Source organism: Brevibacillus parabrevis, from assembly GCF_022701015.1.
Classification (GTDB): Bacteria; Bacillota; Bacilli; order Brevibacillales; family Brevibacillaceae; genus Brevibacillus; species Brevibacillus parabrevis.
Window position 1 is genome coordinate 4,502,634 of the sequence record NZ_CP064090.1, and the last position, 18,063, is coordinate 4,520,696.

The 18,063-nt window shown below is 52.4% G+C and carries 18 protein-coding genes; 3 read left to right on the forward strand and 15 right to left on the reverse strand.

Features of this window, described 5'->3' with window-relative positions; all coding sequences use genetic code 11:
* Positions 1 to 112: 112 nt before the first annotated feature.
* A complete protein-coding gene (locus IRJ17_RS20510; RefSeq protein ID WP_122963614.1) occupies positions 113 to 1,396 on the forward strand; it encodes an ArsB/NhaD family transporter in 1,284 nt (427 codons plus the stop codon).
* A 12-nt stretch (positions 1,397 to 1,408) separates the two neighbouring features.
* Positions 1,409 to 1,684 (forward strand): hypothetical protein, encoded by a 276-nt coding sequence (locus tag IRJ17_RS20515; RefSeq protein ID WP_242771762.1) that lies wholly within the window; start codon positions 1,409 to 1,411, stop codon positions 1,682 to 1,684.
* A gap of 136 nt (positions 1,685 to 1,820) precedes the next feature.
* Here the strand turns inward: IRJ17_RS20515 and IRJ17_RS20520 are convergent, their stop codons facing one another.
* The 14 genes from IRJ17_RS20520 to IRJ17_RS20585 all read right to left on the reverse strand — a co-directional run bounded on the left by IRJ17_RS20520 (position 1,821) and on the right by IRJ17_RS20585 (position 15,088).
* Positions 1,821 to 2,960 carry an HAD family hydrolase gene (locus tag IRJ17_RS20520; protein WP_242771764.1) on the reverse strand — a complete coding sequence of 380 codons (1,140 nt, stop codon included), beginning with the start codon at positions 2,958 to 2,960 and terminating at the stop codon, positions 1,821 to 1,823.
* Positions 2,961 to 2,975: 15 nt separating this feature from the next.
* Complete coding sequence (locus IRJ17_RS20525; RefSeq protein WP_122963617.1) at positions 2,976 to 4,766, reverse strand: ATP-binding protein; 1,791 nt, start codon at positions 4,764 to 4,766, stop codon at positions 2,976 to 2,978.
* Complete coding sequence (locus tag IRJ17_RS20530) at positions 4,767 to 5,483, reverse strand: response regulator transcription factor (RefSeq protein ID WP_012686105.1); 717 nt, start codon at positions 5,481 to 5,483, stop codon at positions 4,767 to 4,769.
* Positions 5,484 to 5,572: 89 nt separating this feature from the next.
* Positions 5,573 to 6,802 (reverse strand): cytochrome c biogenesis protein CcsA, encoded by a 1,230-nt coding sequence (gene ccsA, locus IRJ17_RS20535; protein ID WP_122963618.1) that lies wholly within the window; start codon positions 6,800 to 6,802, stop codon positions 5,573 to 5,575.
* Positions 6,803 to 6,825: 23 nt separating this feature from the next.
* On the reverse strand, positions 6,826 to 8,454 hold the full coding sequence (gene resB, locus IRJ17_RS20540; RefSeq protein WP_122963619.1) for a cytochrome c biogenesis protein ResB: 1,629 nt from the start codon (positions 8,452 to 8,454) through the stop codon (positions 6,826 to 6,828).
* An 8-nt stretch (positions 8,455 to 8,462) separates the two neighbouring features.
* Positions 8,463 to 8,990 (reverse strand): thiol-disulfide oxidoreductase ResA, encoded by a 528-nt coding sequence (gene resA, locus IRJ17_RS20545; protein ID WP_122963620.1) that lies wholly within the window; start codon positions 8,988 to 8,990, stop codon positions 8,463 to 8,465.
* A gap of 109 nt (positions 8,991 to 9,099) precedes the next feature.
* A complete protein-coding gene (locus IRJ17_RS20550; RefSeq protein WP_242771766.1) occupies positions 9,100 to 9,849 on the reverse strand; it encodes a pseudouridine synthase in 750 nt (249 codons plus the stop codon).
* Between the two features lie 114 nt (positions 9,850 to 9,963).
* Entirely contained in the window at positions 9,964 to 10,497 is a 534-nt protein-coding gene (locus tag IRJ17_RS20555; RefSeq protein ID WP_122963622.1) for a spore maturation protein, read from the reverse strand.
* 11 nt (positions 10,498 to 10,508) lie between these two features.
* Positions 10,509 to 11,099 (reverse strand): nucleoside recognition domain-containing protein, encoded by a 591-nt coding sequence (locus IRJ17_RS20560; protein ID WP_173595790.1) that lies wholly within the window; start codon positions 11,097 to 11,099, stop codon positions 10,509 to 10,511.
* Complete coding sequence (locus tag IRJ17_RS20565) at positions 11,092 to 12,264, reverse strand: D-alanyl-D-alanine carboxypeptidase family protein (protein ID WP_242771768.1); 1,173 nt, start codon at positions 12,262 to 12,264, stop codon at positions 11,092 to 11,094. The genes IRJ17_RS20560 and IRJ17_RS20565 overlap by 8 nt, the downstream gene beginning before the upstream one ends.
* Before the next feature lie 97 nt (positions 12,265 to 12,361).
* Entirely contained in the window at positions 12,362 to 12,946 is a 585-nt protein-coding gene (gene scpB, locus IRJ17_RS20570; protein ID WP_063226896.1) for an SMC-Scp complex subunit ScpB, read from the reverse strand.
* The gene (locus IRJ17_RS20575) at positions 12,936 to 13,697 is read right to left on the reverse strand and encodes a segregation/condensation protein A (protein WP_242771770.1); all 762 of its coding nucleotides are present in this window, start codon (positions 13,695 to 13,697) and stop codon (positions 12,936 to 12,938) included. The genes scpB and IRJ17_RS20575 overlap by 11 nt, the downstream gene beginning before the upstream one ends.
* Before the next feature lie 20 nt (positions 13,698 to 13,717).
* Positions 13,718 to 14,386: a site-2 protease family protein gene (locus IRJ17_RS20580; RefSeq protein ID WP_173595788.1), complete on the reverse strand. Its 669-nt coding sequence runs from the start codon at positions 14,384 to 14,386 to the stop codon at positions 13,718 to 13,720.
* 279 nt (positions 14,387 to 14,665) lie between these two features.
* The gene (locus IRJ17_RS20585) at positions 14,666 to 15,088 is read right to left on the reverse strand and encodes a hypothetical protein (RefSeq protein ID WP_122963627.1); all 423 of its coding nucleotides are present in this window, start codon (positions 15,086 to 15,088) and stop codon (positions 14,666 to 14,668) included.
* A 188-nt stretch (positions 15,089 to 15,276) separates the two neighbouring features.
* On the opposite strand from IRJ17_RS20585, the gene IRJ17_RS20590 reads away from it, so the two are divergent.
* Positions 15,277 to 15,711 (forward strand): peptidylprolyl isomerase, encoded by a 435-nt coding sequence (locus tag IRJ17_RS20590; protein ID WP_122963628.1) that lies wholly within the window; start codon positions 15,277 to 15,279, stop codon positions 15,709 to 15,711.
* A gap of 62 nt (positions 15,712 to 15,773) precedes the next feature.
* On the opposite strand, the gene IRJ17_RS20595 is transcribed toward IRJ17_RS20590, so the two are convergent.
* Positions 15,774 to 18,053 carry a GGDEF domain-containing protein gene (locus tag IRJ17_RS20595; RefSeq protein ID WP_122963629.1) on the reverse strand — a complete coding sequence of 760 codons (2,280 nt, stop codon included), beginning with the start codon at positions 18,051 to 18,053 and terminating at the stop codon, positions 15,774 to 15,776.
* Between the last annotated feature and the right edge of the window lie 10 nt (positions 18,054 to 18,063).

Sequence of the window (18,063 nt, forward strand, 5' to 3'; positions counted from 1 at the left end):
CCTGATCGCCAAAAAGACCTGGCTATTCATCTGCCGGGTCTTTTCCTTTACCCTTATTTTTGTTAGCGCTATAATGGGACGAGATGATTTTACACCAAGAAAGGAGTTTCTTATGACGAACCAGGCGTTGTTCGCCATCGGCATCTTTTTAGTTACCTACGCATTTATTATCAGCGAAAAATTGCACAGGACGATCGTCGCCATGTGCGGCGGGATTTTGATGGTTCTGTTTGGCATCGTCTCGCAGGAGCAAGCGATACATCACATTGATTTCAACACGTTGGGCCTGTTGATCGGGATGATGATCCTCGTGACGGTGACGGCTAAAACCGGGGTGTTCAAATACGTGGCGATTCGCGCCGCCAAGCTGGCAAAAGGCAAGCCCGTTCGCATCCTCGTGTACTTGAGCATCATCACGGCTGTTGCTTCCGCCTTTTTGGACAACGTGACAACCGTGCTGCTGATCGTTCCAGTTACTTTCAGCATCGCCAGACAGCTGGAACTGAATCCGATCCCGTTTTTGATCAGCGAAATTATTGCATCGAACGCGGGTGGTACAGCGACATTGATTGGTGACCCGCCCAATATCATGATCGGCAGTTCGGTTCCAGAACTGGATTTCATGGCGTTTCTCGTCAATTTAAGCCCGGTCATTGTCATCATCATGGCGCTGACGATCTTGTGTCTCGTGTTCATTTATCGCAAGCAACTACATACGTCGCCTGAGTTGAGTGCGCGAATCATGCAGCTCAATGAGCGCGACGAAATTACGGATTCGGTCTTGCTGAAAAAATCGCTGACAGTAATGGCTCTGACGATTGTCGGCTTCATGCTGCACGGCGCGCTCCATCTCGAATCGGCCACGATTGCGCTCACTGGCGCTTTCCTGCTTCTCCTCATCACCGGAGAGCATTATTTGGAGGAAGCGATCAGCAAAGTGGAGTGGAATACGATCTTCTTTTTCATCGGCTTGTTTGTCCTCGTGTCGGGGCTGGTGGAAACAGGCGTGATTGCCAAGCTGGCGAGTCAGGCGATCCAGCTGACAGGCGGCGATTCGTTGAAGACCTCCCTGCTGATTTTGTGGATGAGCGCCATTGCCTCCGCTTTTGTCGACAACATCCCGTTTGTCGCCACGATGATCCCGATGATCAAAGAAATGGGCGCTTTGGGCATCACCAACCTGGAGCCGCTTTGGTGGAGCCTTGCTCTCGGCGCCTGCCTGGGTGGAAACGGAACGCTCATCGGAGCCAGCGCCAACGTCATCGTCGCAGGGCTGGCAGCCAAGGAAGGCCATCACATCGGCTTTGTCAGCTTCATGAAGGTGGCTTTCCCGCTGATGATCATGTCGATCGTCGTCTCGCATTTGTACGTCTACTTGCGCTATTTTATTTGGTGAGGAGGGCTATGCTTGCTCCAATATACATTTGATGAAAAAATGATCAGTATTCAGGAACGTGCCTCGCAGCAGGATACGACTTATGTCATCGAAGTAAAATCGGAAGAAATGCGAGCGCGGCTAAAGCAGGTTCGCCAGTTTTTCGATGAGAACCGCGATTATACCGATGTCATGTTTTACTCGCGGGAGGACGGCACTTATGAAGCTATCGTTCGTGAGGATGTGAAAAACGCGTTTCTCATCCACGCCTTCCGTTTTCAATGCCTGACATCGTTGCGCTGGGCTTGATTCCATAAGCAATTGCAAAAAGACTCCACCGGGATGAAGTACGGTGGAGTCTTTTTCTACGAGAACCTTTTGGACGATTGTTTAGAGAGCAACGTTACAACTTGCTTACGCCAAGCCGTCTCAGCCATCATCCTTTTTACTTTTCATTCAAGACCGTCAGCAGACCGCGAATGTCATCCAAAATGTAGTCGGCCTTTTCTTCCGCAAACTTGCTGCGCGCCTTTTGACCAGACAATCCCGTCAGCGTGGCGGCGAACTGGCAGCCCATGGAGCGCGCCGCCAGCAGATCGGCCAGGGAATCTCCCACTACCAATACTTCCTCTCCATTCTCGATCGGCAGAGGATGACGAAGCACATCGCTATGCGGCGTCTCCAGACCGAGCAAGCCTTTTACGTACGAAAAAGGATGCGGCTTGGACAAGGGCACATAGTCGGGGTGTGCCTCTTCTGCTTCGAGAACATGCGAGGCTGTCACAACCCGATTCGGATCAAACCATTCCAGCAGGTTCATCGCCCGCAGCGGGACATGCGTCTCAATCGTCGGACGCCCCGTGCCAAGTCCCAATGTGTACCCGCGCTCATTCAACACGCGGAACAGCTCCGCCATCTCTGTCGGGGGAACAATGGGAATCTCGTCGGTCAAAAAACCTTTCTTGCCTGGCTGCATCGTCTCACGGCCAATGGAAGCCGCTACGCGCTCATCGCCGAGGTACCATTCTTGAAACGTTTCCTGCACTAGCTGCCACAGCGCGCAGTTAGCCGAAAACTTGTCCGTCTCGACCCCGCAGCGCTCTTTTGCCAATTGATTCACATACAGCAGCAAATCCGCCTTTTGCGCTGAGCTTTTGGCGAAATCAGGGAGAATTGCTGCGTAATCGACTGCAAAATCAGGAGTGTAGTCGTTTGCCCACTGCCGCAGACGGGCAAGCTCTTGCCGTCCAAGCTCGTCAGCAAGCAAACTTGCCGCTTCCGGCACATGCGGCACAAGCCTTTCGATCAATCGGACCAACTGGTAGGAAACAGCGAGAAAGACCATATCCCAGTTTGAGTTGATGCCACGAGATTTGATGAAGTTCAGCACTTCATCCTGCACAAACACTTGCTCGCGAACGCGTCGGATAACCGCTTCCGCTGGCGCCGGATGAAACGACTCGCCTTGCAAACCGGCATACTGCGGGCTGAACAAAAGCTCCCAAACCGTGAGAGCGGAAGCATCGAAATAGCGTTCTTCGCTGAGCATAACCCCATCCACATCAAACAAGATCGTTTTGATCATTTTCTCTCTACACTCCTATTTATTTTTCGCCTGCAACGCCAAGGCAATCGTAAATGTCGTGCCCTCTCCCAATTTGCTTTGCACGCCAATCGTACCTCCGTGTGCCTCGACGATGTTTCTCGCAATCGCCAAGCCCAGACCTGTGCCGCCGACTCGCCCGCGCGTACGCGCCTTGTCGGCTTTGTAAAACCGCTCGAACACAAACGGCAAGTCCTCTTGCGGGATGCCGCTGCCCGTATCGCTGACCTCGATCAGCAATGTCTTGTCTCCGCGAGCGCGAATCGTGACACTGCCGCCGCTTGGCGTGTGTCTGAGCGCGTTGTCGATCAGGTTGGTAAGCACCTGCTCCATCCGATCCGGATCGATATTCACATCGGTGTGTGTCGTCGTTACTTCCAGCAACAGCGTAATTCCGCGTTCCCGGGCCAACCCGGTAAACTTGCGGTGGATTCGCTCCATGTACGGGCGCAGCTCCAACACTTCCTGGAACAGCTCCACGTGTCCCGCTTCCATCCGCGCCAGACTGAGCAGCTCGTTGACCAGCTTCGTCATGCGCACGGACTCGTCGTAAATGATCTGCGCCAGCTCTTTGTGCTCTTCAGGCGACGTCGCAATATCGTCGACGATCGCTTCGCTGTAGCCTTGCAGCATCGACAGCGGTGTGCGCAGCTCGTGCGAGACATTGGCGACAAAGTCGTTGCGCATTTTGTCCAGCTTGCGCTCCTGGGTAATATCGCGCAGCACCGCAACCGCCCCGCGGATTTGTTCCCGGTCATTCAGCGGCACCATCACCAACGCCCAAATGCGCCCTTGGACAGGAATGTCCTCGATGACCTCCTGCCCTGTCTGCACCACCTGCTGGTAAAACGTAAACAACGGCACAGGCTCGTCCTGGTGTTCATATTCCCAGTCCCGCAAAAAGCGTTCGGCTGGCGGGTTCGTCACCGCAACCTTCCCGTTCGCGTCGATCATGACAACCCCGTCCACCATCGAGCGCAATACGCTTGCCAACTGTTCCTTTTCTTTGGACAAGGCATCGACCAGCTGGTTCAGCTTGCTCGCCATCGTATTGAACGATGCGGCCAGCTCACCTGTCTCATCCGCAGTTTTAATCGGAACTTCCGCATGGAAATCGCCTTCCGCGATCCGGTGGGCCGTCTCTTTCATTTGCCGCAGCGGAATCGTAATCCGCGACGACAGGAAGAAAGCAAACACGGTGGTAGCAACGAAGGCGATAACTCCGACGACAAAAATCAAAAATCTCACTTCGTTTACGGTATCATCAAAGTCTTCGATGGCCTGGTACATCACGACCGCCCCTTGCTTGCCAGGGCTTTCCTCAAGCGGGACGGCGACTGCGAGCATTTGCACGCTGCTCATGTGATCGTTCGGGTTGTTCGAAGCCACCTGCAAATAAATGCGTTGCGGAGCGGGATGCTTGCCAGCCAATGCATCCGCCAGGTGTAAAGTCTGGTCTTTCAACAGTTGCTCAACCGGAATGTTCGGCAGGCCCGTTCCTTCGCTTTTGCCAATCACCTGGCCTTGGTCGTTCAAGACCAGCATTCCGGTATGGTGAACGAGACTAAACGTCGAAGCCATCTCCAGCGCCCCGCGCTTGTCGGTGCTGGCCGCCAGTCCTGTCGACAGCCCTTCCGCCAACTCTTGCAGATTTTTCGTCTGGCGGTTGCTGTAGAAGCTGTCAAAAGACTGCACCAGCAACAGGCTGAATATCGTCAAAACGAGTGCAAACAAAGCAATAATCGTCATCCATAGCTTTCCGACAACGCTGCGAAAAATAACGTCCACTTATTTCGGCACCTCAAGCTTGTAGCCGACTCCCCAGACAGTGGCGATCATGTTGGCCGCTTGCGGAGAAACCCGGTTCAATTTTTCGCGCAGACGCTTGATGTGCGTATCCACCGTGCGCAAATCACCGAAAAATTCGTAGTGCCACACGTCTTTGAGCAGTTCTTCGCGCGTGAACACTTTGTCCGGCGACAAAGCGAGATAGTGCAACAGCTCGTACTCTTTCGGCGTCAGGCTGACTTCCTGTCCGCTCGCAATGACTTTGTGCGCGTCGTGATCAATCGTCAGTTCAGGGAAGACGAGCACAGAATGGCTGTTGAACGTCTCCGTCTTGAGGTAGGCGGTAGCCGAGGAACGACGCAAAATCGCCTTTACCCGGTACATGACCTCTCGCGGGCTGAACGGTTTGACCACATAGTCATCCACGCCTGCTTCAAAGCCATGGACGCGGTTTGTCTCTTCGCCTTTTGCCGTCAGCATGATGATCGGAGTCGCCTTGAACTCGCGCACGCGCTGGCATACCTCAATCCCGTCCATCCCGGGAAGCATCAAGTCGAGCAAAATAATATCGTAATCGCTGCCAACAGCCATTTCTACTGCTTGCTCGCCGTTGTCAGCCTCGTCAATCAGAAAGTTCTCTCTTTCCAGATACATTTTAAGCAAGCGGCGGATGCGCTCCTCATCGTCTACTACCAAAATTCGTGCCATTTTTTCCATTCAAAAACACCTCTTGGCCTCATGTTATCGTACTCATTTGAATATAGTCCAAAAAGCTGGCAAAATCACCAGCTTTTTGAAGGGGTATGTTACACGCCTGCATAGGAGTGCAAACCGGCAATGACCAGGTTGACCACGACCAGCGTAATTAAAATGATAACGAATCCGATGACAGACATCCAGGCCGATTTCGCGCCGATCCACCCGCGAGAAAGGCGCAGATGGAGGTACGCGCTGTAAAACAGCCAGACGATCAATGCCCATACCTCTTTCGGGTCCCAGCCCCAGAATCGTCCCCACGCTTCCTGTGCCCAGATCATGGCGAAAATCAAAGCACCGAGCGTGAAGACAGGATAGCCGATGCTGATCGCCCGGTAGCTGATCTCATCCAGCAAATCCGGCTCGATTCCTTCTACAGAAGGCTGGATCAAAGCACCCAGACGCTTGCGGAAAATCAGGCGCAGTCCGCCGTACAAAATTACACCCGTGATGACCGACCACAGCATCGTATTCAGTTTGCGGGCAGCGTCTTTTCCTTCCATCCAGCTTGGTGCAGCAAACCACGGATTCATCGGTCCGGCTTGCACGATTTTGGAATCGGCAGGAGCGACAATCGCAGGCATCGTGTATTCTACCCGCACTTTTTCCATCGTCCCGACCGGGTTCATCTGCTCTTTGTTCATTTCAAAAATCGTCTTGTGATCCATTCTCGCAAAGGTCGATTCCATCAAAATGAATCCGACAAGCATCAAAACAACCGCGAGTACAAATTCCAGCCACTTGGTGCTGCGTGCCGATACGTGCTGCGGCACAGTGCGGATCAAATACATCAGCCCGGCTGCGAAACCGACTGCCAAAATCCCTTCCCCGAGCGCTGCTGTCGTCACGTGAATGTGCAGCCAGTAGCTTTGCAGCGAAGGAATCAGCGGGGTTACCTCTTTCGGGAAGACGTACGAATACGCCAGCATGATGACCCCGAGCGGAAGCACAAACGCCCCGATTACGTTCAGCTTGTAAATCCGGTAAATGATCAAATAGGCCAGGATAATACAGTAATCCAAAAAGGCCATGAACTCAAACATGTTGCTCGTCGGGCTGTGTCCTCCCCCAACCCAGCGAGCCACGACATAGCCCGTCTGCGCCAAAAAGCCAACCACCGCGAGCCAGTACGCGATCCTGCCGTAACGTTGTTCATGTTGCTTTGGATCGCGTCCCGCCCAGTTTTTCCCCGTCATCGCTACGACAAACACAATCGAAGAGATTACGTACAGCAAAAACGCGATATCTAGTAACCAGTCACTCAATTGTATGAGCTGCACGTCGAGTGTACCCCCTTGGAGCTTTACGCCTTCGTTTTTTCTTCAACCGTTACAGGAAGCTTGAGCTGTTCCACCAGTCCGTCGACCTCCCTGCGAAGCCCGAACCAGTTTTTGTTTGTATGCGCTGCCAGAAGAACCGTTCCTTCCTGCGTCTGCACCCAGACCCGACGGTGCTGCCAGAAGAAGCCCATTACGACCCCGATCATAAAAATGAAGGCTCCGAAGTAGATGAGCGGCACAGCTTTGTCGATCCGTACGTTCAAACCGGAAATATCGATCAGATCAGGCTTTTTGAAAACCAGCCCGAAGCGGCCATCGGATTTTTGCGTCAAAACCGAACCTTGCAGGTAGACCAGCTTCTCGTTCTGGTTCGTGGACTCGTCCGCAATTTCCAGTGCGACCATCGGATTTTTCGGCAAATTGGTTTGCGTAGCAGGCTTGCCGTCTTTGCCCATGACGAAATCCGGGAAGTAATCCAGAACGCGCACTTTGATGCCCGCCGCAATCTCTTGCTCCGCCGCCGGATTGTACAAGTCAATCTTGATTGGCCCCAGTTCCTTGTTCCCTTGTTTCACATCGACCAGCACAAAATTGAGAGCGCCAAGCTGCATTTCCTGAACGCCAGACTGATAAATCGCGAGGTCCCCCTCCATCATCGGATGGTTCACGATAATAGGGCCTTTCTGCACTTCGATCAAATCAGGCTTTTTCCCCGGCACTTCTGCATTTTTGTTTACGTACAGGATGGCGTCCGTCTGGAAGCTTTTTGGAATGACGCCTCCATTCAACTCCAGCTTTGCCGGCATCTCTTCTTCCGACCAATACTCGGTATGGTAGTTTTCGCTTTTTATGTAATAAGGCGTATCCGGTATCGCGACCGTCTGCCCTTCCCGCACCCACACAAACTCGTCCATGTAAAATCCCGGAATGTTGCGCATGAGTACGCCGATCAGAAACAGAATCAGACCGATGTGGTTCACATAAGGCCCCCAACGGCTGAAGCGGCCTTTTTCCGCCATGATCGCACGCTCTGCCCGGAAAATCCGGTACCCTTTTTTCTTCAGAGCCAGTGCGGAGCTGTCCAAAAGCTCGGCCTGATCGACATCCGGGGCAAGCTCTCCTTCGGCAAACAGCTTTTGCCCCTTCAAAAAGGACTTGTGCTGATTGAGACGCGGTTTGCTGAGCGCCTTGTAGAGCGGAATGACCCGGTCGAGACTACAGATGACAAGCGATGTTCCCAAAAGCACGAGCAGAGTCACGAACCACCAGGAAGAGTACAGATTGTGAAAGCCAAGTCCGTAGTAAACCGTCCCGAGCACTCCGTATGTATCCGTGTAGAATCGCGCCACATCCGCTTCTGTCGGAACCGGAACGGGGATGTATTGCTGCTGCGGGAAGATCGTTCCGACCGCCGAAGCAACCAGAATGACAATAATGATACCGATTGCAATTTTGACCGAGGAAAAATAATTCCAGATCCGGTCAATCCATTTTTTCGTATACGTCTGGGAACGCCGTGCCATCCCTTCGTAGCGCATGTCAGGAAATGCCGTCTGCTCGTATACTTCGACGTTCAACGGCTTCCCGCACGACTCACAGAGCAGCGTCCCTACCGGATTCGTGTGCCCACATTCACATTTTCGCTGATCCATAATGCTCCTCACTTGGGCAAGATTTTGGACATTTTGTCCGCAATCATTGCTTCATTTAGTTGCCCGATGAAAATCTCCTTCACTTCTCCATCCGGCGCAATAAAAAACGTCGTAGGAATAGGACCGATCCGGTACAACTTCGTAATTTGCGATTGGCGATCCAGCAAAATCGGGAAGTCGACACCGAACTGCTTCACAAACGGCTCTACGGCAACGGGAGCTTCTCCAATGTTCACACCGACGACAACCAGTCCTTTGTCCTTGAACTTGTTGTACTGCTCCTGCAAGGCTGGCATTTCCTTTTTACAGGGCTCGCACCATGTGCCCCAGAAATTGAGCACGACGCCCTTCCCTTTCAAATCGTCAAGCGCCAGTTCTGGTCCGTTCAGCTGCTCCAAACTGAAATTCGGAGCATCGCCCCCTACTTTGACAGCATTCGGGTCCTTCACGAAGCTGGAATAGAGAGCAAAAACCAGAGCGACAAGCAAAAGACCCAGTACCGCGACCCTGACATATGTACGGTTGGTTTTGTTCATGATGCCCATACTCCCATCTACTACTTGTAAATTGCAAGCATTATCCATTCTATTATAGCGTTCCTAGATTTTCCGCCAGCGCATAACTTATGAACAGATTTTGAACGAATCACGCTTTTGGCCCTTTGCTCCGTCTGTTTTGCACCAATCCTTGCTTCAGCTTGTCTACTTCCTGCTTGCTCAGCGCTCGAAACTGGCCTGCGCGCAGTCCTTCCAGCGTCAAAAATCCTAAGCGAACACGCTCCAGCGTCAGCACCGGATGCCCGATCGCCGCGCACATTCGCCGCACCTGGCGATTGCGTCCTTCGTGAATCGTCAGCTCGATCAGCGCCTTGGCGTTCCCTTGCTCGGTTTTGAGCAATTTGGACGCCCCCGGCGAAGTCATGCCATCTTCCAGGAGAATGCCCGTTGCGAGCTTTTTCAGCTTGTCCTGGCTAGGTACGCCTTTTACCCAGGCGCGGTATACTTTGTCGATTTCGTAGCTCGGGTGGGCAAGCTTGTTGGCCAGATCGCCGTCATTGGTCAACAGCAGCAAGCCGGATGTGTCGTAGTCAAGCCGTCCTACCGGATAGACGCGTTCTTTTACCCCCGCGAGCAGTTCCGTGACCACTTTGCGTCCTTGAGGGTCGCTTGCGCTCGTAATCACACCTGTCGGCTTGTACAGCAAATAGTAGACGTGCTGCTCCAGCACGATTTCCCGGCCTTTTACCGTAATCTTGTCTGTCGCAGGGTCGACCTTGATTCCCTGCTCGTGAACAACCTTGCCGTTTACCTGCACATGTCCCTGTGCGATCAATTCCTCACAATGCCGGCGAGAGGCGACTCCAGCATGCGCCAATACCTTTTGCAATCGTTCCATCGTTGGATCACCTCTACAACATCATACCCATTCTTACCAGTGTGGACAAGAAAAAGGGAAAAACTTCCCCATGTTTCGAGGAAGTTTTCCCTGCGTATTTGACAATTCTTGCGTTCAGGAAAAAACGTACGAGACGATCAGCAAGGAGAAAATGACCCCCGCCAGATCAGACCATAGCCCGACCTTCAAGGCGTAGCCGGAGTTGCGAATGCCGACAGCCCCAAAATAAACAGTCAGGACGTACAAGGTCGTGTCCGTGCTCCCTTGCATCGTAGCCGCCAGTCTTCCGAAAAACGAGTCCGGCCCGTACTGCGCGATCAAATCGGTAGCGATGGCAAGCGACCCCGTCCCGGTGAGCGGACGCAACAGAGCGAGCGGCACCAGTTCCTCGGGAAAGTGGAGAAAGTCTAGCACAGGCTTTATGCCGCGCAACAGCATGTCAAGTGCCCCAGACTCGCGGAACATGCTGACCGCCACCATCATCGCAATCAGATGGGGCAAAATGCGAATCGTCGTCGAAAGCCCGCCTTTTGCTCCCTCGACAAATGTCTCGTATACCGGAACCTGTCGGCGCCATCCGTACAAGAGGACAAACGCAATCGTAACGGGAATCGCCCAGAGCGAGATCAGGGATACCCATTGATACATACGGTTTCCCCCTAATTGTGACGTCGTAAGTGACGATAGCGATACCAGCGATCAATCAACAAGGCCACGATCGTTGCCGCAAAGGAAGAGACGAGCGTCGTCCCGACAATTTCCACCGGATTGACGGAGCCGTACTGCATGCGAATCGCAATCATGGTCGTCGGAATGATCGTGATGCTCGCCGTGTTGATCGCCAGCAGCGTGCACATCGCCGGGGAAGCTTTTTGCTTGTCAGGATTCAGCTTCTGCAATTCCTCCATCGCTTTCAGCCCCATCGGCGTTGCGGCATTGCCAAGACCGAGCAGGTTGGCACTCATGTTCGACAAAATATAGCCCATGGCTGGATGGCCTTTTGGCACATCGGGAAACAGCAGCTGTATAAGCGGAGACAGCGCTTTGGACAACAGCGCAAGCAACCCGGATTTTTCCGCTACGCGCATAATGCCCAGCCAAAAGGCGAGGACGCTGAGCAAGCCGAAGCATACGGTGACGCCTGTCTTCGCGCCTTCAAAAGCTGCCGCGTTGATTGCCTCCATGCGACCTGTGAAGGCGGCGACGACGATTGAGATGACGATCAAAGCGAGCCAGATGACATTAAGCACGCCACAGCCCCCCTGCCACAATGTCCCAGAACTGCTTCCAGAACAAGTGCTCACCGCTCGCAGGCTGACTTGCCGTCGGAGCGTCGGCGCGCACGACGAGCGGCACTTGTCCGATCATGTTTTCCTTCATGTACACCTGCAAGAAACCGACGAGCTGCCCTTCCATCTGGGGGGTGATTGTCGACTGTCCCATCACAACGCGTTGTTTGATCGCTGCCTCTTCCGCAGACTGGAGCGGGTAGCGAAAAGCGTTTTGTGTCACCAAATGGGCGCCCGCTTCCATCGTAACCGGAGTTTCTGGCTGGATGTCCTGGCCTTCACCGACCAACTGCTTGACCGGAAAGTTGGCAAAGCCGTAGTCCAAAAGCTTTGCAGAATCATTCCAGTCGTCCGAAGCATTTAAGGTGATGGTCGCGAGCTGCCTTCCTTCGCGGGTAGCCGAGGCGGCGAGACAACGCTTCGCCAGTTTCGTGTAGCCTGTTTTCACCCCGTCTGCTCCGTTGTACAGATGCAGCATCTTGTTTTTGTTGAGCAGCCGTCTGTCCCACTGCTCCCCTTCCCAGGAGATGTCTTTGACCTTGGTGGAAACAATTTGCCGAAAAACCGGATTGCGCAAAGCATAGGCGGACAGCTTCGCCATATCTTCGGCCGTAGAATAGTGCTGGTTGCTGTCATCCAGTCCGTGCGGGTTGGTAAAATTCGTATGCTCCATTCCGATCATGGCTGCCTTTTCGTTCATCATATAAGTGAAGCCCGGAACCGAGCCGCCAATGTGGGTGGCAATCGTAACGGCAGCATCATTGCCTGAGCGCAGCATGAGACCGTAGAGCAGCTCTTCCAACGTCAGCTTTTCGGATCGCTTCAAGTAGATAGACGAGCCTTCGACCCCGACAGCTTCTGGCGGTACGGTCACTTGGTCGTCGAGCTTCCCCATCTCAATGGCGACAATCGCCGTCATCGTCTTCGTCAGGCTGGCGATCCGCATCTTTTTCGTGCCGTTTTTCGAATACAGAATCCGCCCGCTCGCCACATCAATCAAGGCAGCGCCTTCGGCCGAGAGGCTTGGCTGCACCGTTTGCGCCTGTGCTGCGGGTGGCCCAGCCAGCAATAGCTGTATAAAAAGAAAAACGACGAGTCCGCCGGACAGAAGTTTTCGTACGTTCATACACGTCCTCCCCATCCCCAAAAGTACAACGATACACAGGTTTGTACATATATATGGGGACGAGTCGGGCGGTAGTACGAAAAACTGTCCGGAGCGACTAATCGTTTGCTTTTTCTTCCTGTCTGCCAAAAAGAGCAGAGGCTTCCATGCGGACTTCCTCGATATCCAGGTTGACAGGCGGTTCGGGTAGATCGGCAATTTCGCGCAGTCCGAAATGCTCGAGAAACTCTTTGGTGGTCGCGTACAAAATCGGGCGTCCAATCCCTTCGGCTCTCCCCGCTTCGCGAATCAACTGTTTCGACAAAAGCGTATTGAGTGCCTTTTCGCATTTTACACCGCGTATTTCTTCGATTTCCGAGCGCGTCAACGGCTGCTTGTAGGCAATGATGGCAAGCGTCTCCAGTGCTGCCTGGGACAGCGTCGATTGCCCAGGCGAAGTGGCCAGACGCTCGAAATAAGGAACATGCTCGGGCAAGGTCGTCAGCTGATACGCTTTGGCCACTTCGACGATTTGCACGCCGCGCCCTGCCCGGCGAAAGTCCGCTTTCATGTCCTCGATCAAGTCAACGACCTCTTCTTCCGATACCTCGACGATTTCACTAATCTCCTTGGCATCGATTCCTTCATCTCCCGAGATGAACAGCAAGCCTTCGATCACGCCTTTGAGCTTGTCATAGTCCATCGTTGTGGGCTCCTTCCGCATCACAGATCATGATGTCTTGAAACAGTTGATTTTGCACACACGTAATTTGCTTTGCCTTCATCAGCTCCAGCAAAGCGAGAAACGTCGTGACGATTTCCGAGCGGGTCGCTCCCTGGGCAAAAAGCTGGGAGAAGCGCACCATGCCCCCTCCGACGCGAACCAGCTGGCGAATCTGCGTCATCCGGTCCTTGATGGAGATTTCATCGCGGGAAACCTTTGTCATCGGTTCCTTGTCTTTCGCTTTTTGCACGAGTTTTTCCAGCGCATTGACTAGATCGTACAACGTCACGTTTTTGACGGTCGTATCTTCCTCGCGCGCATACGGAGCCAAATTTTCCGCAGGGCGGGTAAACACCTGGTTGCGGCCGATTTCCATCTCGCGCAGTTGCTCAGCCAGCAGCTTGTAGCGCTTGTATTCCAACAGTCGCGCCACCAGCTCTTCCCGTGGATCGACCTCGTCGACGTCCATGTCGAGAAAAGGCTGGAACACATGCTCTTCTTTTCGCGGCAAAAGCATTTTGCTTTTGATGGAAAGCAGGGTCGCCGCCATCACGACAAACTCGCTGGCCACATCGAGTTGCAGCTCCTGCATGCGATCGATCGTCGCGAGGTATTGCTCGGTAATTTCCGCAATCGGAATGTCGTAAATGTCTACTTCTGCCTTGTCGATCAGATGAAGCAAAAGGTCAAGGGGCCCTTCAAATGAATCAAGTTTGATGCTGTAGGCCAAAAGACGTCCCCTCGTTTCCTTTAAATGAACACGCTGATGATGCTTCCGGCAACTTTTTGCACCCACATCACCATTAATCCCATAGGTATACCGAAAATGGTTGCGCTAACACCCGGGATGAAAATCAGCAGAAGCAACAACCAAGGACCATAGATTTCGAAATTGTAAAAGGCTCCATCCCATCTGCGCGGAGACAGGAAGCGCAAAATCTTATACCCGTCGAGCGGGGGAACTGGCAGCAGGTTGAACACAAACAAGCCCACATTGATGAAGACACAGTATTCCAGTGTTGTTTTCAGTGCGAATGCAGCTTTTTCGCTCATTCCGTCCATCACGCCGTAATAACGTGTAAGTATGTAAACAATACAGAACAGAATCGCCAACACCAGGTTGATCAACGGCCCCGCTGCCGACACATACACGATACCGAGTCGCTTGTTCCCGCGAAATTGCAGCGGATTGATCGGCACAGGCTTGGCCCAGCCGAACGGTCCAAACAAAATGAGAATCAACCCGAACGGATCGATGTGCGGGATCGGATTTATCGTTAAGCGGCCCTCGTTTTTGGCGGTATTGTCGCCCAGTTTCCAGGCGACAAAGGCGTGCGCCCATTCGTGCAAGCTGAAAGCGATAACGAATGCAATCATGCGAAACGGTACCGTTTTCCAATCAAAATGAAATAGATCCATTGGTTCCCCCTTAACAGCTTCGCAAAAAGCCCAGCGCAATTCCCCAGGCTTCGCTCGGCAAAAAATCGTCTACCTTCTAGGATACCAGCAGATGGATAGGCTTACAAGTCTCTTCAAGGCTGGCATATCAGGCTGAAAGAGCCGGGCGTGATGCGAGCGAGTCATTGGCTTTTTCAGGCGTGCGAAAAGAAAAGCACCGACAAGCAAAAGCCTGTCGGTGCCGCAAATCGTTGATTAATAGAGTAATAGAGTAGCCAAAATTGATTCGAAGGCTAAGTCCTATTCTCTGTCATTCACTGCAATTAAAGTACCCAACATAGTGAATAGGAAACCAACCAAAGCAATGAAGCTGTTATCACCGTTACTGATTTCCCCAAACTGAAACAATCGAAATAAGAACCAAATAACAAAGAGTGTATAGCCTACTACCGCCCAATTTAAAAACACTTTTAAGAGCTTCTTTTTGGCTCTCTTTTCTACAATATCAATCCCTTTTCCAGTTATTCTCACTACATATTCACTTTGATTTACCTCATTTATTGCAAGCCATCCATGATCCTCCAAATACAAGTAGGCTGTATATTTTAATAGCGAACTTTTATCGTTGCAATTTAATGTCTCATGCGTAAACTTTCCCTCTGTCTGTTGATTTTTGTACACTTCTTTCAATAAATCAAGTCTACCTCTTTGCGTTATAGCCACTCTCTTCTCCCCCTCCTGATTACAACCGATTCGACAGAATCTAACAGTTTCCTGTATAACTTTTGCTTAAAATGGCAGTGTTGTGGGGAATAAGCTGAAATAACTAAACCAGCGGGATGTAATTGGACGACAACCATGACGCGTGGTAAAATAGGAACGTTAACTTTACAAGGTCTGGAGGCTCATCCATGAAAAAAGCGCACATCACCATGGAAAATGGTAATCAAATCGAGCTGGAGCTGTTCGATCAAGAAGCTCCAGGAACTGTCGGCAACTTTGAAAAGCTGGCAAACGAAGGTTTCTACAATGGTCTGTCTTTCCACCGTGTCATCCCTGGCTTCGTAGCACAAGGCGGTTGCCCATACGGAACTGGCACTGGCGGTCCTGGTTACACTATCAAATGTGAAACCAAAGGAAACCCGCACAAACACCAACGCGGTGCCCTCTCGATGGCGCACGCAGGAAAAGACACAGGCGGCAGCCAGTTCTTCATCTGCTACGACGCGTTCCCTCACCTCGATGGCGTACATACTGTATTTGGCCGCGTGACTTCCGGTTTGGAGCATGTTGACGCGATCAAGCAAGGCGATAAAATGAAAGAAGTCAAGGTATTGGGAGAATAAGACTCACCTAGTACAAAAAGACACTAGCAGTAATTTGCTAGTGTCTTTTTTATTTGATTTTTTCAACATCCACCCGCAGTCTCCACACTCGCCTGCTCTTCCCTCTCGCGGTCGCGAACAAACACCGTTCCCGGATACGATTTCGCCCACTTTTTCACATCGGCCGCCCGGCGCGCCACGGCTTCCGCGCTCGTAAACATGCCTGGCCCCAAGTCCACGCCTGCCATGGACATCGACAATTGCACATCGTCTCCCATCCGGCATTTTTCGTAGATGTCCGTAAAATAGGAGGAAAACGAGTCAATCAAATACGTGACAAGCGCATCCACATGATCTGCCGCGGTGATGAGGATAAAGTCGTCGCCGCCGATATGCCCGATGAAGTCATTGCCGCTTCCAAAGCGCCGGGAGGCATCCCGAAGCAAATTCGCCGTCCGCACGATGATTTGATCGCCCACTTCAAAGCCGTAGCGGTCATTAAACCATTTGAAGCGGTCGAGATCGCAGTAAATCACCATCTGCGCCTCTCGCTGCTTGATCCGCCCGTTCAGTTCGCGCTCGATTTGCACGTTGCCTGGAAGCCCTGTCAGCGGATTGGCGGAACTGGCCATCTCCAGCTTGATCGAAGCCATCTTGTCGAGCAAATTTTGCACGGTCACAATGCCCAAATACTCGTTCTGCTCCCCGACGATGATCACGACGTCATAGAGATGATAGGCGTCGCGCGCCATGGCTCGTTTCGCTACCTCGTCCAGCCGGTCGTTTTTGCTGGCCTTCAGCGGGTTCGTGTTCATGATGTGGGAAACAGGCCGCTCGTAATAGAGGGCGATGCCGTACTGGCCGCCAAGAATTTGATAGAGCGAAAAGCGCATGACCAACCCGATCGGTCTGCCCTCTTCCAGGACGACTACGCTTTCAATTCGCTGGTTTTGCTCGAAAATTTCATGGACGCGCCGCACCCTGACGTGCTTTTCCACGCAAATCGTCTTGGCCAAAATCTCCGTCATGTCTGGTGCGACGATGATCGTCTCTTTCGCACCGTCTCTTTGCTTCTCCTGCATATAGCGCAAAAAGTTCATCGCCTGACCCGATACTTGCGCCATCCCTTTGTCCGGCTTGCCCAAATAGTAGCCTTGGCCGTAGACCACCCCTACGTCCATCAGCGTCTCCAGCTCGCGCTCCGTCTCGATGCCTTCCGCAATAATCTTGCAATTGACCTTTTCCGCGAATGAGACGAACGTCTCCAGCAGCGCCTGCTTGATCGGGTCGACATCGATATTGCGGATGAGCGACATGTCCAGTTTGATGAAATCGGGGTAAATCTCCGTAATCGATTCCAGGCTGGAATAGCCCGCACCTGCATCATCGACGGCGATCAAATAGCCTTTTTTCCGGTACTCTTCGATAATTTTGCGAAACACCGCGTAGTTCGTAATCGCGTGACGCTCCGTTATTTCAAAGACGATGTTATGCGGGTTCAGGCCGTAATTGGCGAGCAAGCTCTGAACCTTTCCCCTCAGCAAAAAGGGATCGTCTATCGCCCTTGGATCAAGGTTAATGAACAACTTTTCATTCGGATTTAAATAGCGCAGCTGTTCCAATGCTCGCTTGCGGCAAATATGCTCCAGCCGAAACACGGTATCCGTCTCCTCCGCATAGCTGAACAATGTCGCGGGTGTCGCAAACGGACTGTTTTGCGGGCCGCGAGCAAGCGCCTCCCACCCTAACGCCTGGCCGTCTGGCAGGTGAATGATCGGCATAAAATGCATGTTCACATTTTCTTCCGCAAGCAGCTTGTGAAATTGGGTCATGTGCGTGTACTTTTCCGATGTAATCCCGTACTTCGCCATATGGACGGCGTGTTTCACCGACGTGTACATTTCCCGGACGATATCATGACCCGCGATGGTAGCATAGCCGATATGCACCCGCAAGTCTTCCCGGTTGACGAAGCTGACCTGACGATTCAGCTGCCGCTCCGCCAGCTCCTGAAAATGGATGGAAAGCATGCGGCAATCTTCATCGCTTACCTGTCCGCCAAAAGACACATAAATGGCGAAATCGTCGCCCCACAGCTTCTGAATCGCCAAAATCTTGCCTTTTATTTCGAATGCCTGGCGAGCTACTCCCGGCAATATTCCTTCAAAAATGTGCAGCACGCGTTTGGCGCTCGTATCGCCGTAGCGCTGCTCCACTTCCGTCATTTTGACAATATCGACATAAAACATGACGACGTTGCGGCCTTTCTCGATTTCCTGCCGAATGACGTTCTTCATCCATTGACGCTTATCCAGGGAAAAATAGGGAAAGCGCCGAAACTTTTTGATGAGAGTCGACAACATGCTGTATCTG

What these genes read in the sequence shown, in the direction of transcription:
- IRJ17_RS20530 (WP_012686105.1), bottom strand. Translation starts at nt 5,483, where the DNA reads ATGGAAAAAATGGCACGAATTTTGGTAGTAGACGATGAGGAGCGCATC.
- IRJ17_RS20555 (WP_122963622.1), bottom strand. Translation starts at nt 10,497, where the DNA reads ATGTATCAATGGGTATCCCTGATCTCGCTCTGGGCGATTCCCGTTACG.
- resB (WP_122963619.1), bottom strand. Translation starts at nt 8,454, where the DNA reads ATGGATCAGCGAAAATGTGAATGTGGGCACACGAATCCGGTAGGGACG.
- IRJ17_RS20590 (WP_122963628.1), top strand. Translation starts at nt 15,277, where the DNA reads ATGAAAAAAGCGCACATCACCATGGAAAATGGTAATCAAATCGAGCTG.
- IRJ17_RS20580 (WP_173595788.1), bottom strand. Translation starts at nt 14,386, where the DNA reads ATGGATCTATTTCATTTTGATTGGAAAACGGTACCGTTTCGCATGATT.
- IRJ17_RS20520 (WP_242771764.1), bottom strand. Translation starts at nt 2,960, where the DNA reads ATGATCAAAACGATCTTGTTTGATGTGGATGGGGTTATGCTCAGCGAA.
- IRJ17_RS20595 (WP_122963629.1), bottom strand. Translation starts at nt 18,053, where the DNA reads ATGTTGTCGACTCTCATCAAAAAGTTTCGGCGCTTTCCCTATTTTTCC.
- IRJ17_RS20510 (WP_122963614.1), top strand. Translation starts at nt 113, where the DNA reads ATGACGAACCAGGCGTTGTTCGCCATCGGCATCTTTTTAGTTACCTAC.
- IRJ17_RS20550 (WP_242771766.1), bottom strand. Translation starts at nt 9,849, where the DNA reads ATGGAACGATTGCAAAAGGTATTGGCGCATGCTGGAGTCGCCTCTCGC.
- resA (WP_122963620.1), bottom strand. Translation starts at nt 8,990, where the DNA reads ATGAACAAAACCAACCGTACATATGTCAGGGTCGCGGTACTGGGTCTT.
- IRJ17_RS20565 (WP_242771768.1), bottom strand. Translation starts at nt 12,264, where the DNA reads ATGAACGTACGAAAACTTCTGTCCGGCGGACTCGTCGTTTTTCTTTTT.
- scpB (WP_063226896.1), bottom strand. Translation starts at nt 12,946, where the DNA reads ATGGACTATGACAAGCTCAAAGGCGTGATCGAAGGCTTGCTGTTCATC.